The 20,856-nt window shown below is 61.1% G+C and carries 15 protein-coding genes and 1 pseudogene; 8 read left to right on the top strand and 8 right to left on the bottom strand.

What is annotated here, in order from left to right; translation table 11 throughout:
* The first annotated feature begins 105 nt into the window (after positions 1-105).
* A complete protein-coding gene (locus tag AAFM29_RS04130) occupies positions 106-2,367 on the top strand; it encodes an NADP-dependent malic enzyme (protein ID WP_341711548.1) in 2,262 nt (753 codons plus the stop codon).
* A 6-nt stretch (positions 2,368-2,373) separates the two neighbouring features.
* Here the strand turns inward: AAFM29_RS04130 and AAFM29_RS04125 are convergent, their stop codons facing one another.
* The 7 genes from AAFM29_RS04125 to AAFM29_RS04095 form a co-directional block, all read right to left on the bottom strand.
* Positions 2,374-3,087 carry a DUF3592 domain-containing protein gene (locus AAFM29_RS04125; protein ID WP_341711547.1) on the bottom strand — a complete coding sequence of 238 codons (714 nt, stop codon included), beginning with the start codon at positions 3,085-3,087 and terminating at the stop codon, positions 2,374-2,376.
* 45 nt (positions 3,088-3,132) lie between these two features.
* Positions 3,133-3,804: an SDR family NAD(P)-dependent oxidoreductase gene (locus AAFM29_RS04120; RefSeq protein WP_341711546.1), complete on the bottom strand. Its 672-nt coding sequence runs from the start codon at positions 3,802-3,804 to the stop codon at positions 3,133-3,135.
* A gap of 221 nt (positions 3,805-4,025) precedes the next feature.
* A complete protein-coding gene (locus AAFM29_RS04115; protein ID WP_341711545.1) occupies positions 4,026-5,690 on the bottom strand; it encodes a VRR-NUC domain-containing protein in 1,665 nt (554 codons plus the stop codon).
* Between the two features lie 17 nt (positions 5,691-5,707).
* Positions 5,708-6,940, bottom strand: coding sequence for a type II toxin-antitoxin system HipA family toxin (locus AAFM29_RS04110; RefSeq protein ID WP_341711544.1), 1,233 nt, complete (start codon positions 6,938-6,940; stop codon positions 5,708-5,710).
* On the bottom strand, positions 6,940-7,317 hold the full coding sequence (locus AAFM29_RS04105) for a helix-turn-helix domain-containing protein (protein WP_341711543.1): 378 nt from the start codon (positions 7,315-7,317) through the stop codon (positions 6,940-6,942). The genes AAFM29_RS04110 and AAFM29_RS04105 overlap by 1 nt, the downstream gene beginning before the upstream one ends.
* Positions 7,318-7,400: 83 nt before the next feature.
* Positions 7,401-10,475, bottom strand: coding sequence for an SMC family ATPase (locus AAFM29_RS04100; protein WP_341711542.1), 3,075 nt, complete (start codon positions 10,473-10,475; stop codon positions 7,401-7,403).
* Positions 10,472-11,617 carry an exonuclease SbcCD subunit D gene (locus tag AAFM29_RS04095; protein ID WP_341711541.1) on the bottom strand — a complete coding sequence of 382 codons (1,146 nt, stop codon included), beginning with the start codon at positions 11,615-11,617 and terminating at the stop codon, positions 10,472-10,474. The genes AAFM29_RS04100 and AAFM29_RS04095 overlap by 4 nt, the downstream gene beginning before the upstream one ends.
* 102 nt (positions 11,618-11,719) lie before the next feature.
* Between AAFM29_RS04095 and AAFM29_RS04090 the strand changes: the two genes are divergently transcribed.
* Together AAFM29_RS04090 and AAFM29_RS04085 are read left to right on the top strand one after the other, a co-directional pair.
* On the top strand, positions 11,720-12,466 hold the full coding sequence (locus AAFM29_RS04090; RefSeq protein ID WP_341711540.1) for a hypothetical protein: 747 nt from the start codon (positions 11,720-11,722) through the stop codon (positions 12,464-12,466).
* An 18-nt stretch (positions 12,467-12,484) separates the two neighbouring features.
* Positions 12,485-13,978 (top strand): DUF6035 family protein, encoded by a 1,494-nt coding sequence (locus AAFM29_RS04085; protein ID WP_341711539.1) that lies wholly within the window; start codon positions 12,485-12,487, stop codon positions 13,976-13,978.
* 25 nt (positions 13,979-14,003) lie between these two features.
* Here the strand turns inward: AAFM29_RS04085 and AAFM29_RS04080 are convergent, their stop codons facing one another.
* Positions 14,004-14,666, bottom strand: coding sequence for a hypothetical protein (locus tag AAFM29_RS04080; RefSeq protein ID WP_341711538.1), 663 nt, complete (start codon positions 14,664-14,666; stop codon positions 14,004-14,006).
* A 520-nt stretch (positions 14,667-15,186) separates the two neighbouring features.
* Here AAFM29_RS04080 and AAFM29_RS04075 point away from each other — a divergent pair.
* The 5 genes and pseudogenes from AAFM29_RS04075 to AAFM29_RS04055 form a co-directional block, all read left to right on the top strand.
* Entirely contained in the window at positions 15,187-16,392 is a 1,206-nt protein-coding gene (locus AAFM29_RS04075; protein WP_341711537.1) for a DUF932 domain-containing protein, read from the top strand.
* 126 nt (positions 16,393-16,518) lie between these two features.
* Entirely contained in the window at positions 16,519-18,588 is a 2,070-nt protein-coding gene (locus AAFM29_RS04070) for a ParB/RepB/Spo0J family partition protein (RefSeq protein ID WP_341711536.1), read from the top strand.
* Between the two features lie 68 nt (positions 18,589-18,656).
* Positions 18,657-18,872 (top strand): DUF6117 family protein, encoded by a 216-nt coding sequence (locus tag AAFM29_RS04065; RefSeq protein WP_341711535.1) that lies wholly within the window; start codon positions 18,657-18,659, stop codon positions 18,870-18,872.
* Positions 18,873-19,022: 150 nt separating this feature from the next.
* Positions 19,023-20,069: a toprim domain-containing protein gene (locus tag AAFM29_RS04060; RefSeq protein ID WP_341711534.1), complete on the top strand. Its 1,047-nt coding sequence runs from the start codon at positions 19,023-19,025 to the stop codon at positions 20,067-20,069.
* A 234-nt stretch (positions 20,070-20,303) separates the two neighbouring features.
* Positions 20,304-20,856 (top strand): annotated as a pseudogene (locus AAFM29_RS04055) (hypothetical protein); the annotation flags it as partial.

The raw sequence follows: 20,856 nt of genomic DNA, 5'->3' as shown, positions 1-20,856 counted from the left end.
CCGTAGCGGTGGGCTTTCCGATTCGGGAAGCGCCGGGCGACAGGTTTCCCCTACCGCTCGGCGTCTGACCACGGTAGGGCAACGGGCAAGCGAGAAGAGGCGGATATGTCAGAAGACGATACCAACGCATTCAAGGCCCGTGAGGCACTGTTTTACCATGAGACGATCCGCCCGGGTAAGATCGAGATCATCGCCTCCAAGCCGATGGCGACCCAGCGCGATCTCAGCCTCGCCTATTCGCCCGGGGTTGCTGCGCCTGTCGAGGCGATCGCCGCCAATCCGGCCGATGCCGCACGCTATACCGCGCGCTCAAACCTCGTCGCGGTGATTTCGAATGGCACGGCCATCCTCGGCCTTGGCAACCTCGGCGCGCTCGCCTCCAAGCCGGTGATGGAAGGCAAGGCAGTGCTGTTCAAGCGCTTTGCCGACGTCGATGCGATCGACATCGAACTCAATACCGAGGACCCGGACAAGTTCATCGAAGCGGTTGCGCTGATGGAGCCGACCTTCGGCGGCATCAACCTCGAGGATATCGCCGCCCCCGAATGCTTCATCATCGAGCAGGCGCTGCGCGAACGGATGAATATTCCGATCATGCATGACGACCAGCATGGCACCGCGATCATCTCCGCAGCCGGGCTGATCAACGCTTGCTACATCACCGGGCGCGAGCTCAAGGATGTTCGCATCGTGGTCAATGGAGCGGGCGCGGCTGCGCTTGCCTGTACTGCGCTGATCAAGTCGGTTGGCGTCCCGCACGAGAACGTCATCGTGTGCGATCGTCAGGGGCCGATCTATCCGGGCCGCGACAATGTCGACCAGTGGAAGAGTGCCCATGCCGTGAACACGGATGCACGCAGCCTGGAGGAAGCGCTGGTCGGCGCCGACATCTTCCTGGGTCTCAGTGCCGCCGGCGCGCTCAAGCCCGAATGGGTCGCGAAGATGGCCGACCAGCCGATCATCTTCGCCATGGCCAATCCGGTGCCCGAGATCATGCCCGACGAGGCGAAGGCGGTCCGCCCCGACGCGATTATCGCTACGGGCCGTTCGGACTTCCCCAACCAGGTCAACAACGTGCTCGGCTTCCCCTTCATTTTCCGCGGTGCGCTCGACGTCCAGGCGACCACCATCAATGAGGAAATGAAGGTCGCCGCGGCACGCGCGATTGCGGAACTCGCCCGCGAGCGCGTGCCGGAGGAAGTGGCCGCAGCTTACGGCGTCACCCACCAGTTCGGCGAGGAATACATCATCCCCGCACCCTTCGACCCGCGCCTGATGGAGGTCGTTTCCAGCGCGGTCGCCAAGGCGGCGATGGAATCGGGGGTGGCCAAGGCGCCGATCGCCGATTTCGACGGTTATCGCACCTCGCTCAAGGCGCGCCTCAATCCGACGACCTCGGTACTCACCGGTGTCTATGACCTGGCCAAGGCCAACCCGAAGCGGATGGTCTTTGCCGAGGCGGAGGAAGAAGTCGTGCTGCGTGCTGCGATCCAGTATCGCGACTTCGGCTATGGCCAGCCGATCCTCGTCGGTCGAACCAAGGCGATAGCCGACAAGATGCACATCCTGGGTGTGAGCGATCCGGGCAGCTTCGAAATCCAGAACTCTGCGGATTCGAAACTGGTCCCGCAGATGGTCGATTATCTCTACAAGCGGCTGCAACGCAAAGGCTATACGCAGCGCGACGTCGCCCGCATGGTCAACCAGGAGCGCAACGTGTTCGCCGCGCTGCTGGTCGCGCTTGGACATGGCGATGCGATGATCACCGGCCTGACCCGGACCTTTGCCCAGACCGCGCGCGAGGTGAACCGGGTACTGGATCCCAAGCCCGGCGCGGTGCCTTTCGGCATCCACATGATGATCGGCAAGAACCACACCACCTTCCTTGCCGACACCACCATCAACGAGCGCCCGACAGCCGAACAACTGGCACATATCGCCAAGGAAACTGCCGCGGTGGCGCGGCGCATGGGGCATGAGCCACGCGTTGCCTTCCTGTCCTATTCGACCTTCGGCAATCCTTCGGGCCAATGGCTCGCCAATATTCGCGATGCGGTGGCGATCCTCGATGCCGAAGAAACGGGCTTCGAATATGAAGGCGAAATGGCGCCCGACGCGGCGCTCAATCCGGCAGTTATGAAGCTCTACCCCTTCAGCCGCCTGTCGGGCCCGGCCAATGTGCTGATCATGCCCGGGCTCCAGTCGGCCAGCCTTTCGGCCAAGCTGCTGCGCGAATTGGCTGGCAATGCCACGATCGGGCCGATGCTGATCGGGATGGAGAAGCCGGTGCAGATCGCGCCGATGACTGCCATTGCCCCCGATGTGCTGACCCTCGCCGTGCTCGCCAGCGCAGGGGTCGTCGGTTAGCCCGGGTCAGGCGAAGTCCTCACTCTCGTCGACATAGGTCGACAGGTCGATCCAGTGCTTCGCCGGGTCGCCGGGATCGACCATGACCGGCAAGGACTTGTCCTTGAGCGCTTCGGAAAGATCGACCCATATCGGGTCGCTGGTAAAGGCATCGATCTTGCCGCTGACCGGGTTGATGCCTTGTGCGGCGACCTTCCATGGGTTGCGCCCGTTTACCGTGGTTGCCGTGTCGCGATAGCATTCGACGAACTTGGCCGCTGTCGGAATACCGCGCGTACGCAGCTTCGCCACGGTCCAACGACGGCGAAAATAGGCATAGAACAGTCCCCAACCGACGATTGCGAAGATCCCACCGAAGCAGAGCAGGAAGACAGGCAGGAACCAGCGATCGAAGAAGCCGTCGATGATCGCCCGGGTCGGGTTGTCGCGCTGGTAGATGATCGTGACCCGCTCGCCGACATCGTAGCTCGGTGGATTGCTGCCGGTTGAAGAATGATAGGTGCGCGTGCGCCCCTCGCTGTCGCGAAACTCGACGACGGGGCGATAGCTGCCGTCGCCATCACTGTCCCGGCTATAGTCCAGGTCAACGACTATTCCCGGTGTTTGAACGCCGTCCTTGCTGAAGGACCGGCTGTAATCGAGCGCGAAACCGCCGCCGATCATGATGGCCAGCCCGACGAGGCCGAAGATCAGCCCGATCCAGAACACCATTCTCGGCATGGCATCTCCCCCTTGGCGCCTACCGTGTAGCGGAGGGCGGGGCGGCTAAAAAGGCAGGGCCCGGCCAGTGTAGTCGAGATAGCGAAAGCCGCCGCCGCCACAGTCATCGATCACATTCGCCAGGCCCGATACGCTTTGCGAAACGGTCAGCGGAGCTTGCTGGCCACCCATGTCGGTCTGGACCCAGCCTGGGTGGAGGGCCACGACCTCGATATCGCGCGATTTGGCTTCCTGTTCGGACAGTCCCTTGGCGAGCATGTTGAGCGCGGCCTTGCTCGCACGGTAGAGTTCGTAGCCACCCGAACTATCGGCGATCGAACCCATGATCGAAGACATGAAGCCCAGCGTTCCGCCGGCCCTGATCTTGGGCAGCAGGGCGCGCCCGGCCTTTACCGGGCCGAAGGCGTTGGTCATCATGACATGCGCCACGTCCTCGCCGGTGGCCTTGTCGCTCGATTGATGCGCCGCGCCGGAGATTCCGGCGTTGATCACCACGGCATCGAGACTGCCGTCGGCCAGGCCCAGATCGGCATAGCTGGCCGGGTCGGTCACGTCGGCGGTGACGATCGATAGGTGATCGCAGGCCAGCGCATGAAGCCCGTCGCTATGCGTCCGCTCGCTGGCGATGACGTGCCATCCGCGTGACAGGAATTCTTCCACCAGCCCCAGGCCGATGCCGCGCGATGCGCCGAAGATGAAGATTGTACCGTCCGCCATGTGCCTCTCCCGCAATCACCTTGTTTCCAGGCCACGCCGGTTGGGCAGCTTGGTCATTTCCGTCGGAACCTGAAGTACCACACTTCGTGACTAGGTTCAAGTATCATATTGATTCAGTTCCTTTTTATGGGGATTTTCAGGCTTGAAAATTGCCCCAGCAATCACCCAGCAATCACCGTTTTCGACCATAGTTCTCCCGGGGCCAACGGTATGAGCCCGCATCACTTGGCCTTGACCTCCGCCAGGACTGTCTCAAAGCCCAACGGCAAGAGAAGGGTCGAAATCAGCCTGGCCTGTTTCGCGTGCATGGAGTCCCCGGGCGCTTTGATCTCGACAAACTTTACGCTGCCATTCTTCCAGAGCGTCAGGTCCGGCCATCCTGCCCGTAGGTCGTAGGGTGCTGTTGCAAAGACTCGCGCAATCTCGACAAGCCGCTCGGGGCGAAGGTTCTCGTAAAGGCCCAGCACATGCTCCCGGCGAACGGACGGATAAAATGCCGGACTGTTACTCGCCGTCACTGCGATGATCTTCCAGTTGGCTTCGATCTGGCCGCGCGTCGAACGCGCAATGGTCTCAATCATCTTCCTGGGTTCGAAGCGGTCCTCATCGAATGCGACGTTCTGCGCGTAGAGTGCTTCCACGAACGTGTCAGCATTGCGCTGTGGAACAGCGTTGAAAGATGCGGCCTTTATCAGGGTGAGGATTAGACCGCCTTCGGCGGCGGCACCCTCCCAGCCATCGGCACGATAATGATCCAGCGCCGCCTCTTCGACGCTGGACACAGCTGACGAACCATCAAAGCGCCATTGTTTGGCCCCGTCCTGCACCAGTTCGACGACTTCGTGGCGGATTCCCAAGCGTTCCGCCTGTTTCTGGTAGCGACTTGCTTTTGCCGGCTTGGCCCCTTTGCCGGCGGGTTGCTGGGATCGCCGCAACTTGCCGAGGCGCCTCGCAACGCCAACCTGTGGATCGATCGCCAGCGCTTGCTCATAGGCTTCAATCGCGAGAACCACCTCACCCGCCTGCTCTTGCATCTCTCCACGTAGCCGCAGGGCCTTTGCTTGGGTCCATATATCGTCACCCTTGGCGGCAACATCGAGCCCAGCGAAAAGGGCGTCGCGCAATTCTATGGACGGACTTTGACCTGCATCCTCAAGTGCCGTGCGGATGACCGACAAGTCCCCAGCCGCGATACGCCTCGCCTGCCAACCTTCGCGATCGACCATCTTGCCTGCGAAGTCATATGCGGCCTGGTCTCCCTCCTTTGCCCCAATGATGACGCGGCGGTTCGCGGTGTCGAACTCATAGCCGTCTGCCCAACCAGTTTGCTGTTCCCAACTGGCGATTTCTTCGCCCTTTTCGAGGTCGAACAGGAAATAGCGACAGCTGTCGGAGCTGCCAGGAGCGTTGTATGTGTGACAGATCGCGAAGCAGCCATCCTCTGAAACAGCCGATTTCCCTAGATTGGCAGCGAATTTACGTTCGCAGATCTCGGTTCCGTCAGCTCGAAAGCCTACGAAGCGCCCATTGAGTTCGCTTCCAAACATCCAGTCGCTGAGAACGAAGTTGCCATTGTCGGCGACATGACCGTCCTGTGGCCGCTCAAGTCGACCCTCGAGAATGATCCGGTCGTTTTCAAGCAATGCCCAGGTGCCGTGACCTTCTTCGCGGTATCCTCCCCGCGTTCCGTCCGGATGGCGATCAGCCCAGATCAAACGATATCGACCATTGGGAGAAACGGAGGAATGACCGATGAAGTCGACTGAATCGATGGACACAAGGCCATGCCCGAACTCGTGGATGTCCAGTTTCGCCCTAGACGAAGCTACTGGCTGAGGGGCAGGCTGCGTCCCGCCGGAGAAAACGCGTCGCAGAAAGTCCTTCATGCCTCACCCCTCCAACATCATAGCGTCAGCGCTGCTTCTGACTGTTCATGAACAAAGGCAGGTTCATATTCCTTGGCCTGATTGCCTGAAACGCCCACCGCGCGCAGCACTTCGCGCCAGTTGTCCGAAACCTTCTGCGCCATCTCCAGGATTATCCGGCGTGCCTCATCTTCGGGGATCTCGAAAAACTGCGAAGCTTCGATGGCGAGCATGATCGACCTGTCGTGCGAACCGCCTTCCATGATGGCGGTTTCCAGATGCGGATTGCGGTCGGGGGCCGGGTTGACGTCGAAGACCGGCGACAAGCGCCATTGTCTGTTTCCGACATAGAGGAAGCCGTGGTTCTTGAGATGATCGTCCTTGTTCGAGACCAGGATCGTGAAGATGAGCCGCCGGAACAGTTCCTCGAAATCGGCCTGCGGGTCGGCAGAATGCCCGCGCATGAAATCGACGATCTCGGTGTAGGATCCGTATTCTGTCCCGGTCTTGGCCAGCGCAGTCCGAGCCGAGATATACGGAATGCGCGCACTTCCGCGCCGGTCGAAGCGTTCGATCAGCGCGACCGGAAAGGGGGAATCGGGCAGTTCCAGCCGGACCTCCGGCGTGCGAATACCGCACGCGCGCGCAAGGCGCAGTGTGGCGACTTCGACGCGTTCGATCGGTCGCTGATCGTGGACCGAAGTGAACTTGGCGAGCCAGAGCGCATCACCGTCGCGGACATTGGCCTTGGGGCGGGCACCTCCCGAGCCGCCCGCCCCGGCAAGCGCCTGCATTTCTTCTGCGGAGATCTCCTTGCCCTGTTCGTAGGCGCGAGCGATGGCCGTGATGTTCTCCAGTTCGACTAGGCGCGGGACGGCATCGGCGGCATTGCCCCTGATGATCGCTCCGTCAGCATCGAGAAATCGCAAAGCGCCCTGGCGGCACATGTCGTCGGACAGCGTGAGATACTCGAATTCGGAAAGGCCGTTGCCATAGGCTCGTTCGAGCAGGCGGCGACCCCAGTCATCTGGCGCAGCATCGGAGAATGCGCCCGGCAAGGAATCGCGCATATGACCCGGTCTGCCTGATGTGTGAAACGGCCCCCCTTCGAGGGACAGCGCCGGATCAATTGCGAAGGCTTGCGGATTTTCGCTCCATTCCTGGTCATAGGTAAAGGTCGAGAACTGGCGCGGCCCGGTTTGCGTGAATCGCAATTGTCCGACCGATGTCAGACTTTCGCCAAGTGCGACCTGTGCGGAAAAATCGGCCATCAGAATGCCACGCCGTCCTGATCGGTGTCATCACCCTCATTGCCAAGCGACTGGCTTTGCCGCGAGCCGGCGCGACGGGTGCCGGCGGACGATCTACCCCTGCGGGGCAGCCGCTCGGCATCGAGAGCCATTCCCAGCTCGTCCTTGCGGGCGTCGATGAGGTCGGTCAGCCGGTCAATGAGCCCAAACACCACGAGGACATCGCTCAGTGTTCCAATTCCGACGCCGGAATCGCCTTTTTCAAGTCGTGTTATGGTGCTCGCCGACGTTCCTGCGCGCACTGCCAGATCGGCAACAGAAATGCCTCTGCGCAGGCGGGCGCTGCGCAGGTCATTGCCTAGCTGTTTCAGGGCGCTTCTGGACTTGGGCGAACTCATCAACAATCATCCATATATGACGCGAATTAGCATTCAATCGTTCATATATGACTAATTGCGTGACAGGGCAAGCTTGAGTGGACTCAGCCTGCCCGAACCTCGATCTGGCTGCCGTTAACACCCTTGTGCACGGTGAAACCATTGGGGACTGCCTGCTGGACCAACGGCACATGGGAAATCAGCCCTACGGCGCGTCGCTCACCTACGATGTTCTGGAGGACCTGCAGGACCTGATCCAGTGTGCCAGCGTCGTTTTCAGTGTCGAGGCTGCCAAAGCCCTCGTCGATGAAAATCGTATCAAGCCTTATGGCTCCATTGGTCATTTCCACGATGTCAGAAAGTCCCAAAGCCAGCGACAGGGCTGCAATGAAGGTTTCGCCGCCCGACAGGGTAATGATCTCGCGGGCCCGGCCAGTCTCGATGTCGTGAACCCGCACATCGAGACCCCGCTTCGACCGCCCGCCGACACTGACGGTGTCGCGTTCGAAGCGATATCGACCACCAGTCATGGGATCGAGCCTCAGATTTGCGGCTTCAAGGACCTGATCAAACATCGCGCCAATGGCAAAGGTCTCAAGGGTAGTGCGTAGCTCGTTCTGCCCGTCAAAGGCTTCGGCCAGACCGCGCAGCGAGCCAGAACTTTGCTCGAGATTCTGCAAATTCTTCAATTCATCAGCCAGACTCGTTTGCAGATCGACAAGCGATTGATGCTTCTGCCGTGCTCCGGCACTGTTCCTTGCAGCCTCATCGGCTGCTGCCTGCGCTTGAGAACAGTTGAGACGAAATGGCTCCATGCTGGGCCGCTGGACGCTACCAACGGCATTCCTTGCTGCTGACAGTCGCCCCCGCGCTCCCGCCAGTTCCTTGTCGAATTTCGCAATCGCCTCCTCCAGCTCTCCAATCAATTCGATGTCGGGAATGGCAGAGCGATAAACCGCCTCGGAGATGTCGAGTTCGACGAGGCGACTCTCAAATCCGGCCTGCTTTCTCGCGACGTCGTCCGCGCAATCCTTGAGCGAGACCTGCGCGCTCTGCTTGGCCGCTTCGGCTTTAATCTGCGCGGCTTGGTCACTCTGTTGTTGCGCGATCGCGTCGGTGATCGCCTTCTTGCGCAGATCAAGTTCACCGGTCGTGGCTTCAATCGCGGCCTGCAGCGCAGCAGGGGCCCGCAACTCCTCCGGGACCGACGCGATGTGGTCCGCATAAGCCTGGCGGGCAACGGCTTCGGCAGTCGCTGCTTCGCTCAGAGCGGAATTGGCCTGCTGGAGCTTGGTGGTTGTCGTAAGCTTTCGCTCACGCAGTTCCTCAACTTCCTTCGCGAGAAGCGTGACATCGGCAATTTCACCGAGTTCCTCGATTGCCTTGACAGCTAGCCGATAGTCAGTGTCGATCTCGTCCATGCCGCGCCGGGGCACCGGAAGATCGGAAATTGTTGCCCGGCGCGCCTCCAGGGTTGCTGTTGCCGAACTGACGCGTGATTGCGCCTCGCGATCAAGCTTTGCCGCGGCGATGGAAGCGGACTGGGCGCCTCGCCACGCCTTCTCAAGCAGCGCTGCATCGCCTGCCCCTTGAGCTGGCTGGGGATGATCGGCGGCACCGCAAACAGGGCAGGGCATACCATCTTCCAGCCGCTCAGCGAGGATGCTGGCTTGCGCAGAAATGAATTCATGTTCGCGTGCGGTTTCATCTTCCTCCGCACTACGATGGCGGGCTTGCGCATCCAAAGCGGCTGTCGAGGCTGCTTCGAAATCGGCCTGTGCCTGTTCCGCGGCCTCGCTTGCACGAAGATGGGCACCTGCACTGTCCAGTTCACGCTTCAGCTTGTCTCGCTCACCGTTCAATCGCTGCCGCTCGACGGTGTTCCTCTGTGCAACCGCGTGTGAGTCAGACTTCTCATCGAAGCTCTGCTCGGCCTTCTGATGGTCGGAAGCTGCTTGCTCATGCGCCTGCTTGGCTCCGTTCAGCGCACTGAGGGCATTCTCATGCTGCCTGTGCCGCGCTGAAGAATCGACCAGAACCTGCTTGTGCCGATCCAGTTCATCGATCTTCCGGGCCAGGCCATCGAGTTCGTGCTCGCGGGACCGGAGATCATCCAGCTTCACAGTAGCCGCCAATGCAGTGTCGCGTGCCCGCGTTGCCTCTCCCGCGGCTTTAGCCAGTGCAGTTTCGGCCGCGGCATGGCGCGAGCGAGCGTCAGCAAGGCTGTTATCGAGATCTGCCATCCGGCGCGCCAGCTCGGCCTTGGATTTGCGGCCACGCATGGTCTCGAATTCAGTGATTTCGCCTTCGAGCACCTTCAAGGCTGCATCTGCTGCGTCCACCTCGCCAAACAATCTCTCCTGGGCCTGGGCTGCAGCAAATGCGCTGTTCGCAGCGTTGAGTGCCGCAGTTGTTTCAGCCACAGTCAGTCGGCTCAATTCATATCGATCGAGTGCTGACGCGATGCCGGCGCCGAGTTCATCTGAGCTGGCAAAGCCTTCGGCCTGGAGCCGTTGCCCGTTCAATCGATAGCCATCCTCGATCTCGCGCCGGATGTCCGCAGCATCAGCCTTGAGCTTCTCCGTGAGCCTCCGGTAGAGCGATACGTCAAACAGTTCGCGCAGGATTTCGAGCCGGTCCTTGCTGTTCGAGACCAGGAATCGCTCGAACCGGCCCTGCGGTAGCAGCACAATCTGGCGAAACTGCTGCGCGCCATAGCCAAGTAGCTCTTCAATATGCCTCACAACATCGCTGACTTTGCGTTCGGCGATCGGGGTGCCGCAACAATCCGGACTGACATCGTCGACAGCGATTTCCGACACGTCGAACAGCCATGCCGCATGTGCCTGCATAGTCTGTCCCTCCCCTCGGCTCTTGGGGCGAGCCTGATCGGGGATGCGCCGGACGAAATATCGTTTGTCACCGAGTTCGAATTGCAGGCTGACCTCGGTCAGTAGTGCCTCCGGTGCGAAATCCGAGCGCATCGTGCCGATGCCCTGCTCTTCTTTCGCGCCTTCGCCAAACAGGGCAAAGGCGATCGCGCTGAAGATCGACGACTTACCCGATCCGGTTGGTCCATAGATTCCGAAGAGACCGGCGTCCGTGGCTTCGCGAAAATCGATGGTCTCGACCCCGCCGTAAGGGCCGAAAGCGCTGATGGTCAGTTTGATCGGCCTCACTGCCCTTCCTCCGTTGTCTCGAACTCATGAAGGGCGGAGGCGACAATCCCTGTCTCCGTCTCTGACAGCGCATCACCGCGGACGAACTCGAGGAAAGTCGAAGCCAGTGTTTGTGGATCGTTGATTGCCGCGCGCTGTTCTTCGAGGCGCTGTGCGACGGGCCGCTCATTGCGTTCATAAGCGAGCTGGACCGCATTCGGGTAGAACTCCCGGATCCTTTTCATCGGGTCGATCTGCGGTGTCTCATCGGTCAGAACGACACGCACGAGATCGTGGGAAACCCCGGTTGCTGCCAGCAGCTCCAGAAGCTTGCCGCGGATGGATCGCACTTGCCGCAGCGGTTTGATGGGCATCCGCGTCACCTCGACGCTGCCGTCAGGTGCAAGATCGATCAGACTGACGGACTTTTCCTGACCTTCTTCGTCAAAACCGAAGGCCAGTGGTGCGCCGGAATATCGGATATGATCGTATTCCACCGATTGCGGGCGGTGCAGGTGCCCGAGCGCAACATAATGCGCGCGGTCGAATGCGCTCGCCGATACCGTTTCGATCCCGCCAACCGTCCGCACTAGAGGACGTTCGCTTTCGCTCGTCGCTGCGCCATCGACGAATGCATGGGCAACGACGACCCAGCGCATATCGTCGCCGACGTGCTTGCGCGCACTCGCAATCTGAGCGCGAATGACATCGGCAGGACAGGCAATTCCGTCGTCTTCGAAGCACAGCCGCGCCGCATATTCGAATGCGAAAGGCAACGCTGAGATCGCCACCGGACCATGGGCGTCAGAGATGATTAACGGCCTTTCGTCCTCATCCAATGGTCCTCGCACGATTGCCTCACCATCGTTTGCGAGAACGCCCATTGCTCCGATCTGCGCAGCGGAATCATGGTTGCCTGCGATCAGGACGATGGCGGCGTCGGAGGTTGCTCGTACCGTCGTCAGGAATTCGGAAAGCCGTCTGATAGCGCCTTGGGGCGGGTTGGCCCGGTCGAAAATGTCACCCGCGACGATCACGACGTCCGGACGATGATCATCGATGATCGACAGGATTTGGACGAGGACGTGGTCGTGGTCCTCCTCCAGGCTCAGGCCATGGAACTGACGGCCCAAATGCCAATCACTCGTGTGCAAGATGCGCATTCGTCGGTCCTCGAATCTCAATATGTATAAAATTTATATAGACAGAGATGGGTGAGTCAAGTAGCGTCCGACCGGATGAATGGTTCTGCACTCAAACCAGCGATGCTCGCCCGACTGGTCTATCTTGACCAATGCCTGACGTGGCGCGGGCAAGTGAACCGTAAGGACCTGATAGAGCGTTTCGGCATTTCCTCGCCCCAGGCCGCGATCGATTTCAGGGAATATCTGGAGCGGGTCGCCGAGCCAAAGCCGGGCTATGACACTGTCCGCAAATGCTATGTGGCTGATCCCGAACACGTTGGATTGCCGTTCCCGCACGACACCGGCTCGCCCGATGAGCTAGTTGCTGGCGCTGCCGAGGACGACTTTTTCCGCTTGCCGTCACCCGTGCGGCAGTGCCCGCCTCTCATCATGCGTCAGCTTTATCAGGCAATCGAGCAGCGGTTGAAGATCGAACTCGACTATGTTTCGATGTCGAGCGGGCTGCGCGTGAACCAATGGATAGCCCCCGCTCATTTTGCATCGGACGGTGAGCGATTGCACGTCCGGGCATGGAGTTTCCACCATCAGGAATGGCGTGACTACCTTCCCATCCGCGTGCTCCCTGAAAGCAGCTTCAAGACCGAACCGATAGACGAGGCGCTTCCGCGAGATGCTGATTGGGAAGATCTGATTGAGATACGTCTAAGGCCGCTGGGCGGCCTGTCGGACGCGCAAAAGACTGCCGTCCGCTTGGAATATGGATTCACAGAGGACGTCCTGAGGTTTCAGGTTCGAAAGTCGCTGGAGTTTTACATTGAACGTCGTTGGGGCCTCAACCGACCGGGGGCGAGATTGGAACGGTGTTAGCTTCTGGCGGGCACGCGCATGGCCGCCGTCTGTTTGGAGGTGATCATGGTAGGAAATACAACCATTGCCCCACGTGCATGGGCCGAAGCTGTTACGAAGCCCGAAATCCACGAAGTTCGAAGCCTGAGATCGGGGTTTGTGCTCAGCATCCGGCGTCTGATCCGCGCATTCCGATACGAAAGGGCAATCTTGCTGCGTCAGGAGCTCAAATCGCTCGTGAAGAGAGGCGAGGCACGCCTGGTTTGCGCGACTTGCGGTGTTCCTGTCTATCTTGCGTGCAGTACCAGTAAGCGCTTTTTCTTTCGGCATCGGCATGAAGACGGCTCCTGCCCCGCAGTCACCCGCACCAGCCTAACCGAAGCGGAAATCAGGGCGATGAAATACCGTGGCACGCAGGAAAGCGAGGCGCATAGGCGGATCAAAGCGCTGGTTCTGCGAAGCCTTGCAGCTGATCCCCGGTTTGCAGATGTTCTCTGCGAACAAACATGGCGATCAAGCGAAGGCTTGTCGGGCTTGCGTCGCCCTGACGTATCTGCCCGGCTTAAGGACTTGCGCCTCGCGTTTGAAGTACAGCTTAGCACCACCTTTCTGGATGTCGTGCTGAGCCGCAGAGAGTTTTATCGCACGGAACGTGCGGCACTTGTTTGGGTCCTGCCGAATTTCCATCCCAACTACCGCCGCATGACCGATGACGACATCCTGTTCAGCAACAACTCCAACATCTTCGTGGTCGACGAAAGCACTGCGGCAGCATCAGAGGCAGCCGGATCATTCATGATGAAGTGCTGGCACCGCAAGCCGGTCATAGAAGGCGACAACATTGTCGACCAGTGGGTAGAGCGCTTGGTCAGCTGGGACGAGATCGAAGTCGATGTCGATCAGCAGATTGTCCAGGCATTCGATTATTCGCTAGAGGCGGCCAATCTAGCCGAGGAGATTAAGGCGGCAACGCTTGCCCGAATTGCCGCCGAACAAGCCGCTCTCGAACAGGCAAAAATCGCGTTTGAAAATGATCTGCGGCAGCAGGTGTTGAGCTTGGTTTTCGATGACCAAGTCGATGACGACCTCATGAATCGCCACGACCGATGGCTTGCCCTGAATGCTCGCCTTCTCGAGATCAACAGCGGCCTTGAAGGCAAATATCCGGACTTCATGAAGGTTTGCCGGATCGTCCATTTGATTGAAACTGCACGGACGGGAAGACCGGTAGGTTTCAACTACAAGAATCTTGCCGAGATCGGGCATCACATCTTCCATCAGCACCCCGATCTGTTCCTGGCCTACGGCTACTTGTTGCGCGCATTTGGAACGAAGCAAATTCTTGATCGCGACGATCGGACAGGGAAGCTTGCAGCGAAAATTCGCGACGAACGTTCCAATTTCCGAACCAACCAAAAATACACGATGGCCGAGGACGAGGAGCGCCTTTGTGCATTCCTGTCGCAGGGGGCATCACGGTCGCCCCGCATGGCCAACGATAATTCTGATCATAGTGGTCAGGAGGTTGCCTAGGAAAGCGTCCGGCTCCGCCCCAAACCTAGTGGTCAGCCTCTTTGATCGTGACGCCCGATTGTTCCAGCCAGAAGAGGTTTTCTGCCCGACGCGTTATTGCAGCGAGCGCGTGCTGGTCGCAGTCTTGAAAGAGAGTTTCGGCGAGGGTCATACGCTTGTCGAACGATACGCGGCCATGGTTAAAGGATGTGTGCCGTAGCAGGATCAACGCCTTGCGCTCGATTGCCCTGGCTTCTTCCGACTGCTTCGAGAACTGTCCAGCTCTGGCTCTCTCGCGCCCATCTTCTACAATCGCCTTGACGAGATCGCTGAATTCATCCTGCCAGGAAGCGCTAGCGAAAACGGTGTGAAGCATTCCATCGACCATGAAGCTCGCAACTGTAGCGCCGATTTGCCCGTCATATTTGGAGAACCGGCCCCGGAGCGCCTTCAGATCACCTGGTAAGAGCTCGATGTCGTACTCGGCGAGAGCTGCTTCTAGCTCGTCTCCAAGATTGAAGACCTGCTCCAAGAGATAAATGATACGCGGTGAATGAGCCGCAAGGATTCTGACAGCATTGTCTGCCTCGAGGAATGCTACCGGTGCAGTTGCATTGTCACCAGAGTAGATCGACGTTGCGACAAGAATGGATCCCGATGCCTCTGCGGCAGACCGGATTGCGTTTGATAGGGCGGAGGCGTCATTCATCGTCAAAACTGCCCTTGGAAAATGTTGCTGGCTATTGGCTAGCCGCACCGATGTCGTCTCGTGCTTAGGCTGACATATCCTACGCCTTGGAGAAAGGGAGGAAGTTTCCTCCCTGCATGCAGCCCACTGAGGGTCTGCATGTTACCCACCTCTGCGGGGACACCCCGCAACGCCCCGGGAAGCGGAGCGGGGCTGATGACGCGCTCGGTCCCGCGCGCCGTTCCGGCCCGCTCCTGCGGGCGCGGCGTTTGGCGTAGGGGCCCCGCACGCACTCTGCCTGCGGCGGTCATGGTGGCATGTGCAGGCCTGGAAAGCCGACAGACCCCGCCTTTCCGCCCGCACGGGCAACTTGGAAAATTCCCCGCCTCCATCAGGGTGCGGTTTCCTGTTCGGGCAATCTCGCTGGCCGCTCGTGCGACTGTGAGCATGAGCGGGTGAGAGTGAGAGGGTGGCGGGCTTCGCCGTGACGGGATGAGGGTCTGGAGAGAGGCTCCCGGCCGCCCGTCATGGAGGTTTTCCCATGAACATGCAGGTTCTCGATGCGCGCCGCGACACCAGCGGCGGTTACAAGGTCGATGTCTCGCGCGGCTCGCACAATGGCCGTGTCTCCTCGGAATGGTTCTCGCGTCCTGACGATCAGCGTTATCTCTCGCTTGACGATCTCGCCCGCTCGGTCCGGAGCCGGTCTGAGCGCAGCCGGACCCGCGTCATCGAAAGCGCGCTGATCCATGTCGAGGCGAACCGGAGCGATCCGGAACGTCTGGCGCTGATGCTGCCCGGCGCCGACGAGCCTGTCGCGCCGACACACTGGAGCTTCGGCCAGCTCGCCAGCCAGGTCGGTGCCCCGGCTGCCTATCTGCGCCAGCTCCCGGCCCCGCTGGCGGCAATCAACCTGCAATACGGACTGACCTCGAACAGGATCGAGCAGATCAAGACCCTCGAGACCGACGATCCGGTTGCTGGGCGGCGCGTCGAACTGCGTGCGGTCACTGGTCCCGACTATGGCCGAATCTACGACCATGAACTGGTCGAAGCGGTGCAAAAGATCGCAGGCAATGGCACGGGTGACACTCGCTGGAAGGTGCCGGGCGTGCTCGACTGGTCGACCGGGATCTACAACCCCAATGTCGACATCTCGAAAGATACGACGACCCTCTATGCATCTGATCGGGATGTGTTCCTGTTCCTGGTCGACGATCTCAACCCGATCGAAGCAGGACGGCTGCCCGATGGATCGCCTGATCTCTACTTTCGCGGCTTCTACTGCTGGAACTCCGAGGTCGGGGCGAAGACGCTGGGCATGGCAAGCTTTTACCTTCGGGCGGTTTGCCAGAACCGGAACCTGTGGGGCGTAGAAGACTTCGAAGAAATCTCCATCCGCCACAGCAAATATGCCGCCAACCGCTTCGCCCATGAAGCCGCACCGGCGCTGGAAGGCTTCGCCAACTCCTCGCCCCAGCCCTTCATCAATGGGATCAAGGCGGCGCGCGAGCGCATCGTCGCCCGCAATGACGAAGATCGCAGTGATTTCCTGCGCGGACGGGGCTTCTCGAAGGCCGAGACCGGCAGGATCATCGAGCGGGTGCTCGCCGAGGAAGGCCGTCCGCCTGAATCGATTTTCGATTTCGTGCAGGGGATCACCGCTCTTGCCCGTGACAAGGCCCACCAGGATGCCCGGCTCGACATGGAGGGCAGGGCGAAGAAGCTGCTCGACCGGGTTCACTGACCCTGAACTGTTCCGGCGCTTCTCCGGCGTGGCGCTGCTCTCTCCAGAGTGAGAGGGCGGCGCTTCGCTTCGTGACGGGTCGAGGCCGAGAGAGAGGCTCCCGGCGGCCCGTCATGGAGAATTGCCATGACCAAGTCCAAATCAGTCCCCAAGCTCGTGCTCAGTTCCTCGCGCGACATCCCGTTCTCACAGCTGGTGCTGAGCCAGAAGAATGTGCGGCGCCTCAAGGCCGGTCTCTCGATCGAGGACCTCGCCGAAGACATCTACCGCCGCACCCTGCTCCAGAGCCTCAACGTCCGCGCCATGCTCGACGAGGATGGCAAGGAGACCGGCTTCTTCGAAGTCCCTGCGGGCGGGCGCCGCTTCCGCGCGCTCGAACTGCTGGTCAAGACCAGGCGGATGGCGCAGGACCAGCCTGTCCCCTGCGTGGTGCGCGAGGCGGGCATCGCCGAAGAAGACTCGCTTGCCGAAAATGTCATGCGCGAGGGACTCCATCCGCTCGACCAGTTCCGCGCCTTCTGCGCGCTGATCGAGGCGGGCCTTTCTGAAGACGACATCGCCGCACGCTTTTTCGTCTCGGTCTCGACCGTGCGGCAGCGCCTGCGGCTTGCGTCGGTCGCGCCCAGCCTGCTCGAGATCTATGGCGAGGACGAAATGACGCTCGAACAGCTTATGGCCTTCACCGTCAACAACGACCATGCCCGCCAGGAGCAGGTTTGGGAGCAGGTCAAGGACACGCCCTACATCTCTGCGCATCAGATCCGGCGGATGCTGACCGAGGATGCCATCCCGGCCGGCGACCGCCGCGTGCGCTTCATCGGCATCGATGCCTATATCGAGGCTGGCGGCTACGTCATGCGCGACCTGTTCTCCGAGCAAAACGAGGGCTGGCTGCAGGATCCGGTTCTGGTCGAACAACTGGTCAATGCCAAGCTGGCGACGGCGGCGGAGGAGATCGGCGCCGAAGGCTGGAAATGGGTCGAGGCGGCAATCGACCTGCCCTATGGCTGCGAGAGCGGGAAGCGCCGGATCACCGGCACGACCGTTCCATTGACCGAGGAGGAACAGGCCCGTCTGGATGCCCTGGTCGAGGAATACGACGGGATCGGCGAAGAATATCAGGACGGCTCCGACCTGCCCGACGAAGTCGATGCCCGCCTGACCGAGATCGACGAAGAACTCACCGCGCTCAACATCCGTCCGGTCACCTATAATCCTGACGAACAGGCACGCGCAGGGGTGTTCATCTCGCTCACCCATGACGGGCGGCTGCGGATCGATCGCGGCTATGTCCGGCCCGAGGATGAACCTGCGGTCGAAGGGGGCGGCACTCCGGTCGACCGTGAGAGTGCTGAACAGCCTTCCGGCCCGGCGTTCAGCGTTGGTGGCCATATGCCCGATGAAGCCGCCACGGACGAGGAGGACGACGCCATCCGCCCGCTTCCCGACCGGCTCGTGTCCGAACTGACCGCCGTCCGCACCGTCGCCCTGCGCAATGCGCTCGCGGGCAACCCGCAGGTGGCCTTCATCGCCGTTCTCCATGCGCTGTACCTGTCGGTGTTCCGCTCGCACGGGACGCACGGCTGCGTGCAGATCGAAGTGACCCAGGCCTGGCTCGGCAATGTCGCCCCGAACCTGCGCGAGACCCCGTGGAGCGTGGCGATCCAGACACGGCACGAGCAGTGGGCCGAGCGACTGCCCGACGAGCCTGCTTTGCTGTGGGATGCTCTTGTCGAACTTCCGCAGGACGAGCAGATGGCACTGCTGGCCCATTGCGTGTCGCTGGGCGTCAACGCCCTGTTCGAACCGGTCAGGGGCTACGACGGCCGCACTTCTGCGCATGGCATTGAGCAGCGGATCGCTGCCGCCGATGCGCTGGCAACGGTGGTCGGGCTCGACATGGCCGAAGCGGGCTGGACGCCGACGGTCGACAATTACCTTGGCCGCGTCACCAAGCCCCGGATCATCGAGGCCGTGCGCGAAGCCAAGGGCGATGCCACCGCCGTGCTGATCGAGCACCTCAAGAAGGGCGACATGGCCCGCGAGGCCGAACGCCTGCTCGAAGGCACCTGCTGGCTGCCCGAACCGCTGCGGCTCCCTGTGACCGAACCGGACGGTGACGACATCGCCGAACTGCCCGACTTCCTCGCCGATGACGAAGCCGAACACGATCCGATGGCAATCGCTGCCGAGTGAACCTTTGAGCGGGGCGGCTCCGGTCGCCCCGCCAGCCTTCCTTCCCATTTTCATCAAGGAGCCCGACCATGGCCATCCCTGACTATGCCCGCACCAATTTCGAAACTTTGCTCAAGGCTGCTGAGGCCGGTGACCTCGCGCTGATGGAATGTACCGAGGTAGCGAGTGGCGAAACCCGCTATGTTCTCTGCGCCGTCGGCCACGACGACGATGCCTTTGTGATGACCCCGTTCGGCCATCTCGCACCGGGCAACCCTTACGAGGCCTATATTCCGCCCGCCTGAGCCGGTTACAGCGCAGCTGGCTTTCACTTCCTTGGCCAGCCTGACCCCGGCCATTTCGTCGCCAGACTATGATCGGCACTCGCAGAGCGGTGATTGCCGGCTGATCATGGTGCAAGCCCGATACTGCATTTCCTGAATGGATCGCCTGACATGAGAACCTTGTCTGCAAGGGCGGCGGAGCTGTCGGAACGACTGGCCCGGAATGCCCAAGCCGTGTGCCGCCACTACCTTCCCGCCGGAAGGCGTGAGGGACGCTACTGGATGGTGGGCGACGTCGCCGGGGCGCCCGGGCGCAGTCTCTATGTCCGTCTGTTCGAGACCGAGCGCGGCAGGGTCGGTAACTGGGTCGATGCCGCGACCGGAGAACATGGCGATCTCGTCGACCTCATCCGGCTCAACCAGAGGCACGGACGGCTTGCCGAGACCATCGAGGAGGCCGAACGCTTCCTGGCACTGCCACCACCGGCAGACGACCAGCGGGGCCGCTCGCCCGGTCCACCCGCACGTGCAGGGTCGCCCACTGCTGCGCGGCGGTTGTTCGCAGCTTCGAAGCCGATCATCGGCACTCACTCTGCGACCTACCTGCAATCGCGCGGTATCATGCACCTTGCCGACCTGCCCGCCCTGCGGTTCCACCCGCGCTGCTACTACCGACCCAATGATGACGATGTGCCCGGAACACCCGGAGCATTTCCGGCACTGATCGCAGCGGTGACCGATCACGACGGTAACCAGACCGGAACCCATCGCACATGGATCGATCCATCGGGCTGTATGAAGGCAGCCGTCGCATCGCCACGCAGGGCGATGGGCAATATCCTCGGGGCAGCGATCCGGTTCGGCAAGTGCGGGGACGTCATGGCCGCAGGCGAGGGCATAGAGACCATGCTGTCTGTGCGTGAAGCTTTGCCGACATTGCCTCTCGCCGCTGCCACCTCGTCATCGCACCTGGCTGCCATCCTGTTCCCGCCAGACCTGCGCCGCCTCTATGTCGCGCGTGACCGCGATGCTGCCGGGGATGCGGCCTTTGCAATCCTGAACGAGCGGGCACAGGCCGCAGGAATCGAACTGCTGCCGCTCATGCCGCTGCTCGGCGACTTCAACGACGATCTGCAACGCGCTGGCATTGATGGGCTGGGCCAATGCCTGATCGCCCAATTGCACGGCGCCGACCGGGGCAGGTTCCTTCCTCGCTGAGTTTCGCCGACACGGGATCGGGTCAGGATTGGCGGCGTGGGCCGGTCCATGCGTCACGCCGGGCACCCGGCCTTCTTTGGGGGCGATCTGAAGACCGGCGGCGGGGCGGCCGCAATGGCTGCGCCATGCTCCACTTCGTTGCGACCACAAGGGTGCAGCCACCCCGCCGCCGGTCAGGGGGATCGCCGGAAGGCCGGACGAGGTGCCCGGCTCAGACCTCCAAGGACCGCAATCATGGCGCAGCCATTCGAACCCGATCACGAAGTCTCCCCCACCGCCCATCTCCTCGATGAAATCGCCCTCTACGGCTATCGTCCCTTCTCGGACGAAGCCGACCCGAGGTCGCTTCCCGACGAGCGTATCGCCATCGGCGCCGTCGCCGACATGTTCGATGCGCTCATTGGTACCATGATCGACACAAGGCTCGAGTCCGATCTTGAAGGCCTGTGCTGGTCGCTCGCCAATCTCTTCTACCGCGCCGAAGGCCGGATCCAGCGCGAGCTCGACGACAACGAGCACGCCCAGAGGCGCGGGCAGCGCGAACAAGATGGCTCCGAGGTCAAGTCGGTCGAGTTGGAACGGCTGATCAATGAAGGCATCGGCCTGATCGAGCGGCGCAATGCGATGGAGTTCATGCGCGAGGCTGCCTCCGACCAGTTCGAAGCCCATTTCCGCAAGGCCTGGACCCCTCGCACCGGATCACTGGTCAATCATCGCACGCTGACCGCTGCCATGATCGACAGCCGCGAATTCCTTGATGCCAAGCGCCGTTCGGAAACCGAACCGC

Origin of the sequence: Erythrobacter sp., assembly GCF_038133525.1 — a bacterium.
GTDB lineage: Bacteria > Pseudomonadota > Alphaproteobacteria > Sphingomonadales > Sphingomonadaceae > Qipengyuania.
Note: the sequence above shows the minus strand (reverse complement) of the source record. Positions and strands in the feature narration are given on the sequence as shown.

Excerpts from the sequence above, each read along its gene's own strand:
- AAFM29_RS04130 (WP_341711548.1), top strand. The coding sequence starts at position 106 with ATGTCAGAAGACGATACCAACGCATTCAAGGCCCGTGAGGCACTGTTT.
- AAFM29_RS04125 (WP_341711547.1), bottom strand. The coding sequence starts at position 3,087 with ATGCCGAGAATGGTGTTCTGGATCGGGCTGATCTTCGGCCTCGTCGGG.
- AAFM29_RS04120 (WP_341711546.1), bottom strand. The coding sequence starts at position 3,804 with ATGGCGGACGGTACAATCTTCATCTTCGGCGCATCGCGCGGCATCGGC.
- AAFM29_RS04115 (WP_341711545.1), bottom strand. The coding sequence starts at position 5,690 with ATGAAGGACTTTCTGCGACGCGTTTTCTCCGGCGGGACGCAGCCTGCC.
- AAFM29_RS04110 (WP_341711544.1), bottom strand. The coding sequence starts at position 6,940 with ATGGCCGATTTTTCCGCACAGGTCGCACTTGGCGAAAGTCTGACATCG.
- AAFM29_RS04105 (WP_341711543.1), bottom strand. The coding sequence starts at position 7,317 with ATGAGTTCGCCCAAGTCCAGAAGCGCCCTGAAACAGCTAGGCAATGAC.
- AAFM29_RS04095 (WP_341711541.1), bottom strand. The coding sequence starts at position 11,617 with ATGCGCATCTTGCACACGAGTGATTGGCATTTGGGCCGTCAGTTCCAT.
- AAFM29_RS04090 (WP_341711540.1), top strand. The coding sequence starts at position 11,720 with ATGCTCGCCCGACTGGTCTATCTTGACCAATGCCTGACGTGGCGCGGG.
- AAFM29_RS04085 (WP_341711539.1), top strand. The coding sequence starts at position 12,485 with ATGGCCGCCGTCTGTTTGGAGGTGATCATGGTAGGAAATACAACCATT.
- AAFM29_RS04080 (WP_341711538.1), bottom strand. The coding sequence starts at position 14,666 with ATGAATGACGCCTCCGCCCTATCAAACGCAATCCGGTCTGCCGCAGAG.
- AAFM29_RS04075 (WP_341711537.1), top strand. The coding sequence starts at position 15,187 with ATGAACATGCAGGTTCTCGATGCGCGCCGCGACACCAGCGGCGGTTAC.
- AAFM29_RS04070 (WP_341711536.1), top strand. The coding sequence starts at position 16,519 with ATGACCAAGTCCAAATCAGTCCCCAAGCTCGTGCTCAGTTCCTCGCGC.
- AAFM29_RS04065 (WP_341711535.1), top strand. The coding sequence starts at position 18,657 with ATGGCCATCCCTGACTATGCCCGCACCAATTTCGAAACTTTGCTCAAG.
- AAFM29_RS04060 (WP_341711534.1), top strand. The coding sequence starts at position 19,023 with ATGAGAACCTTGTCTGCAAGGGCGGCGGAGCTGTCGGAACGACTGGCC.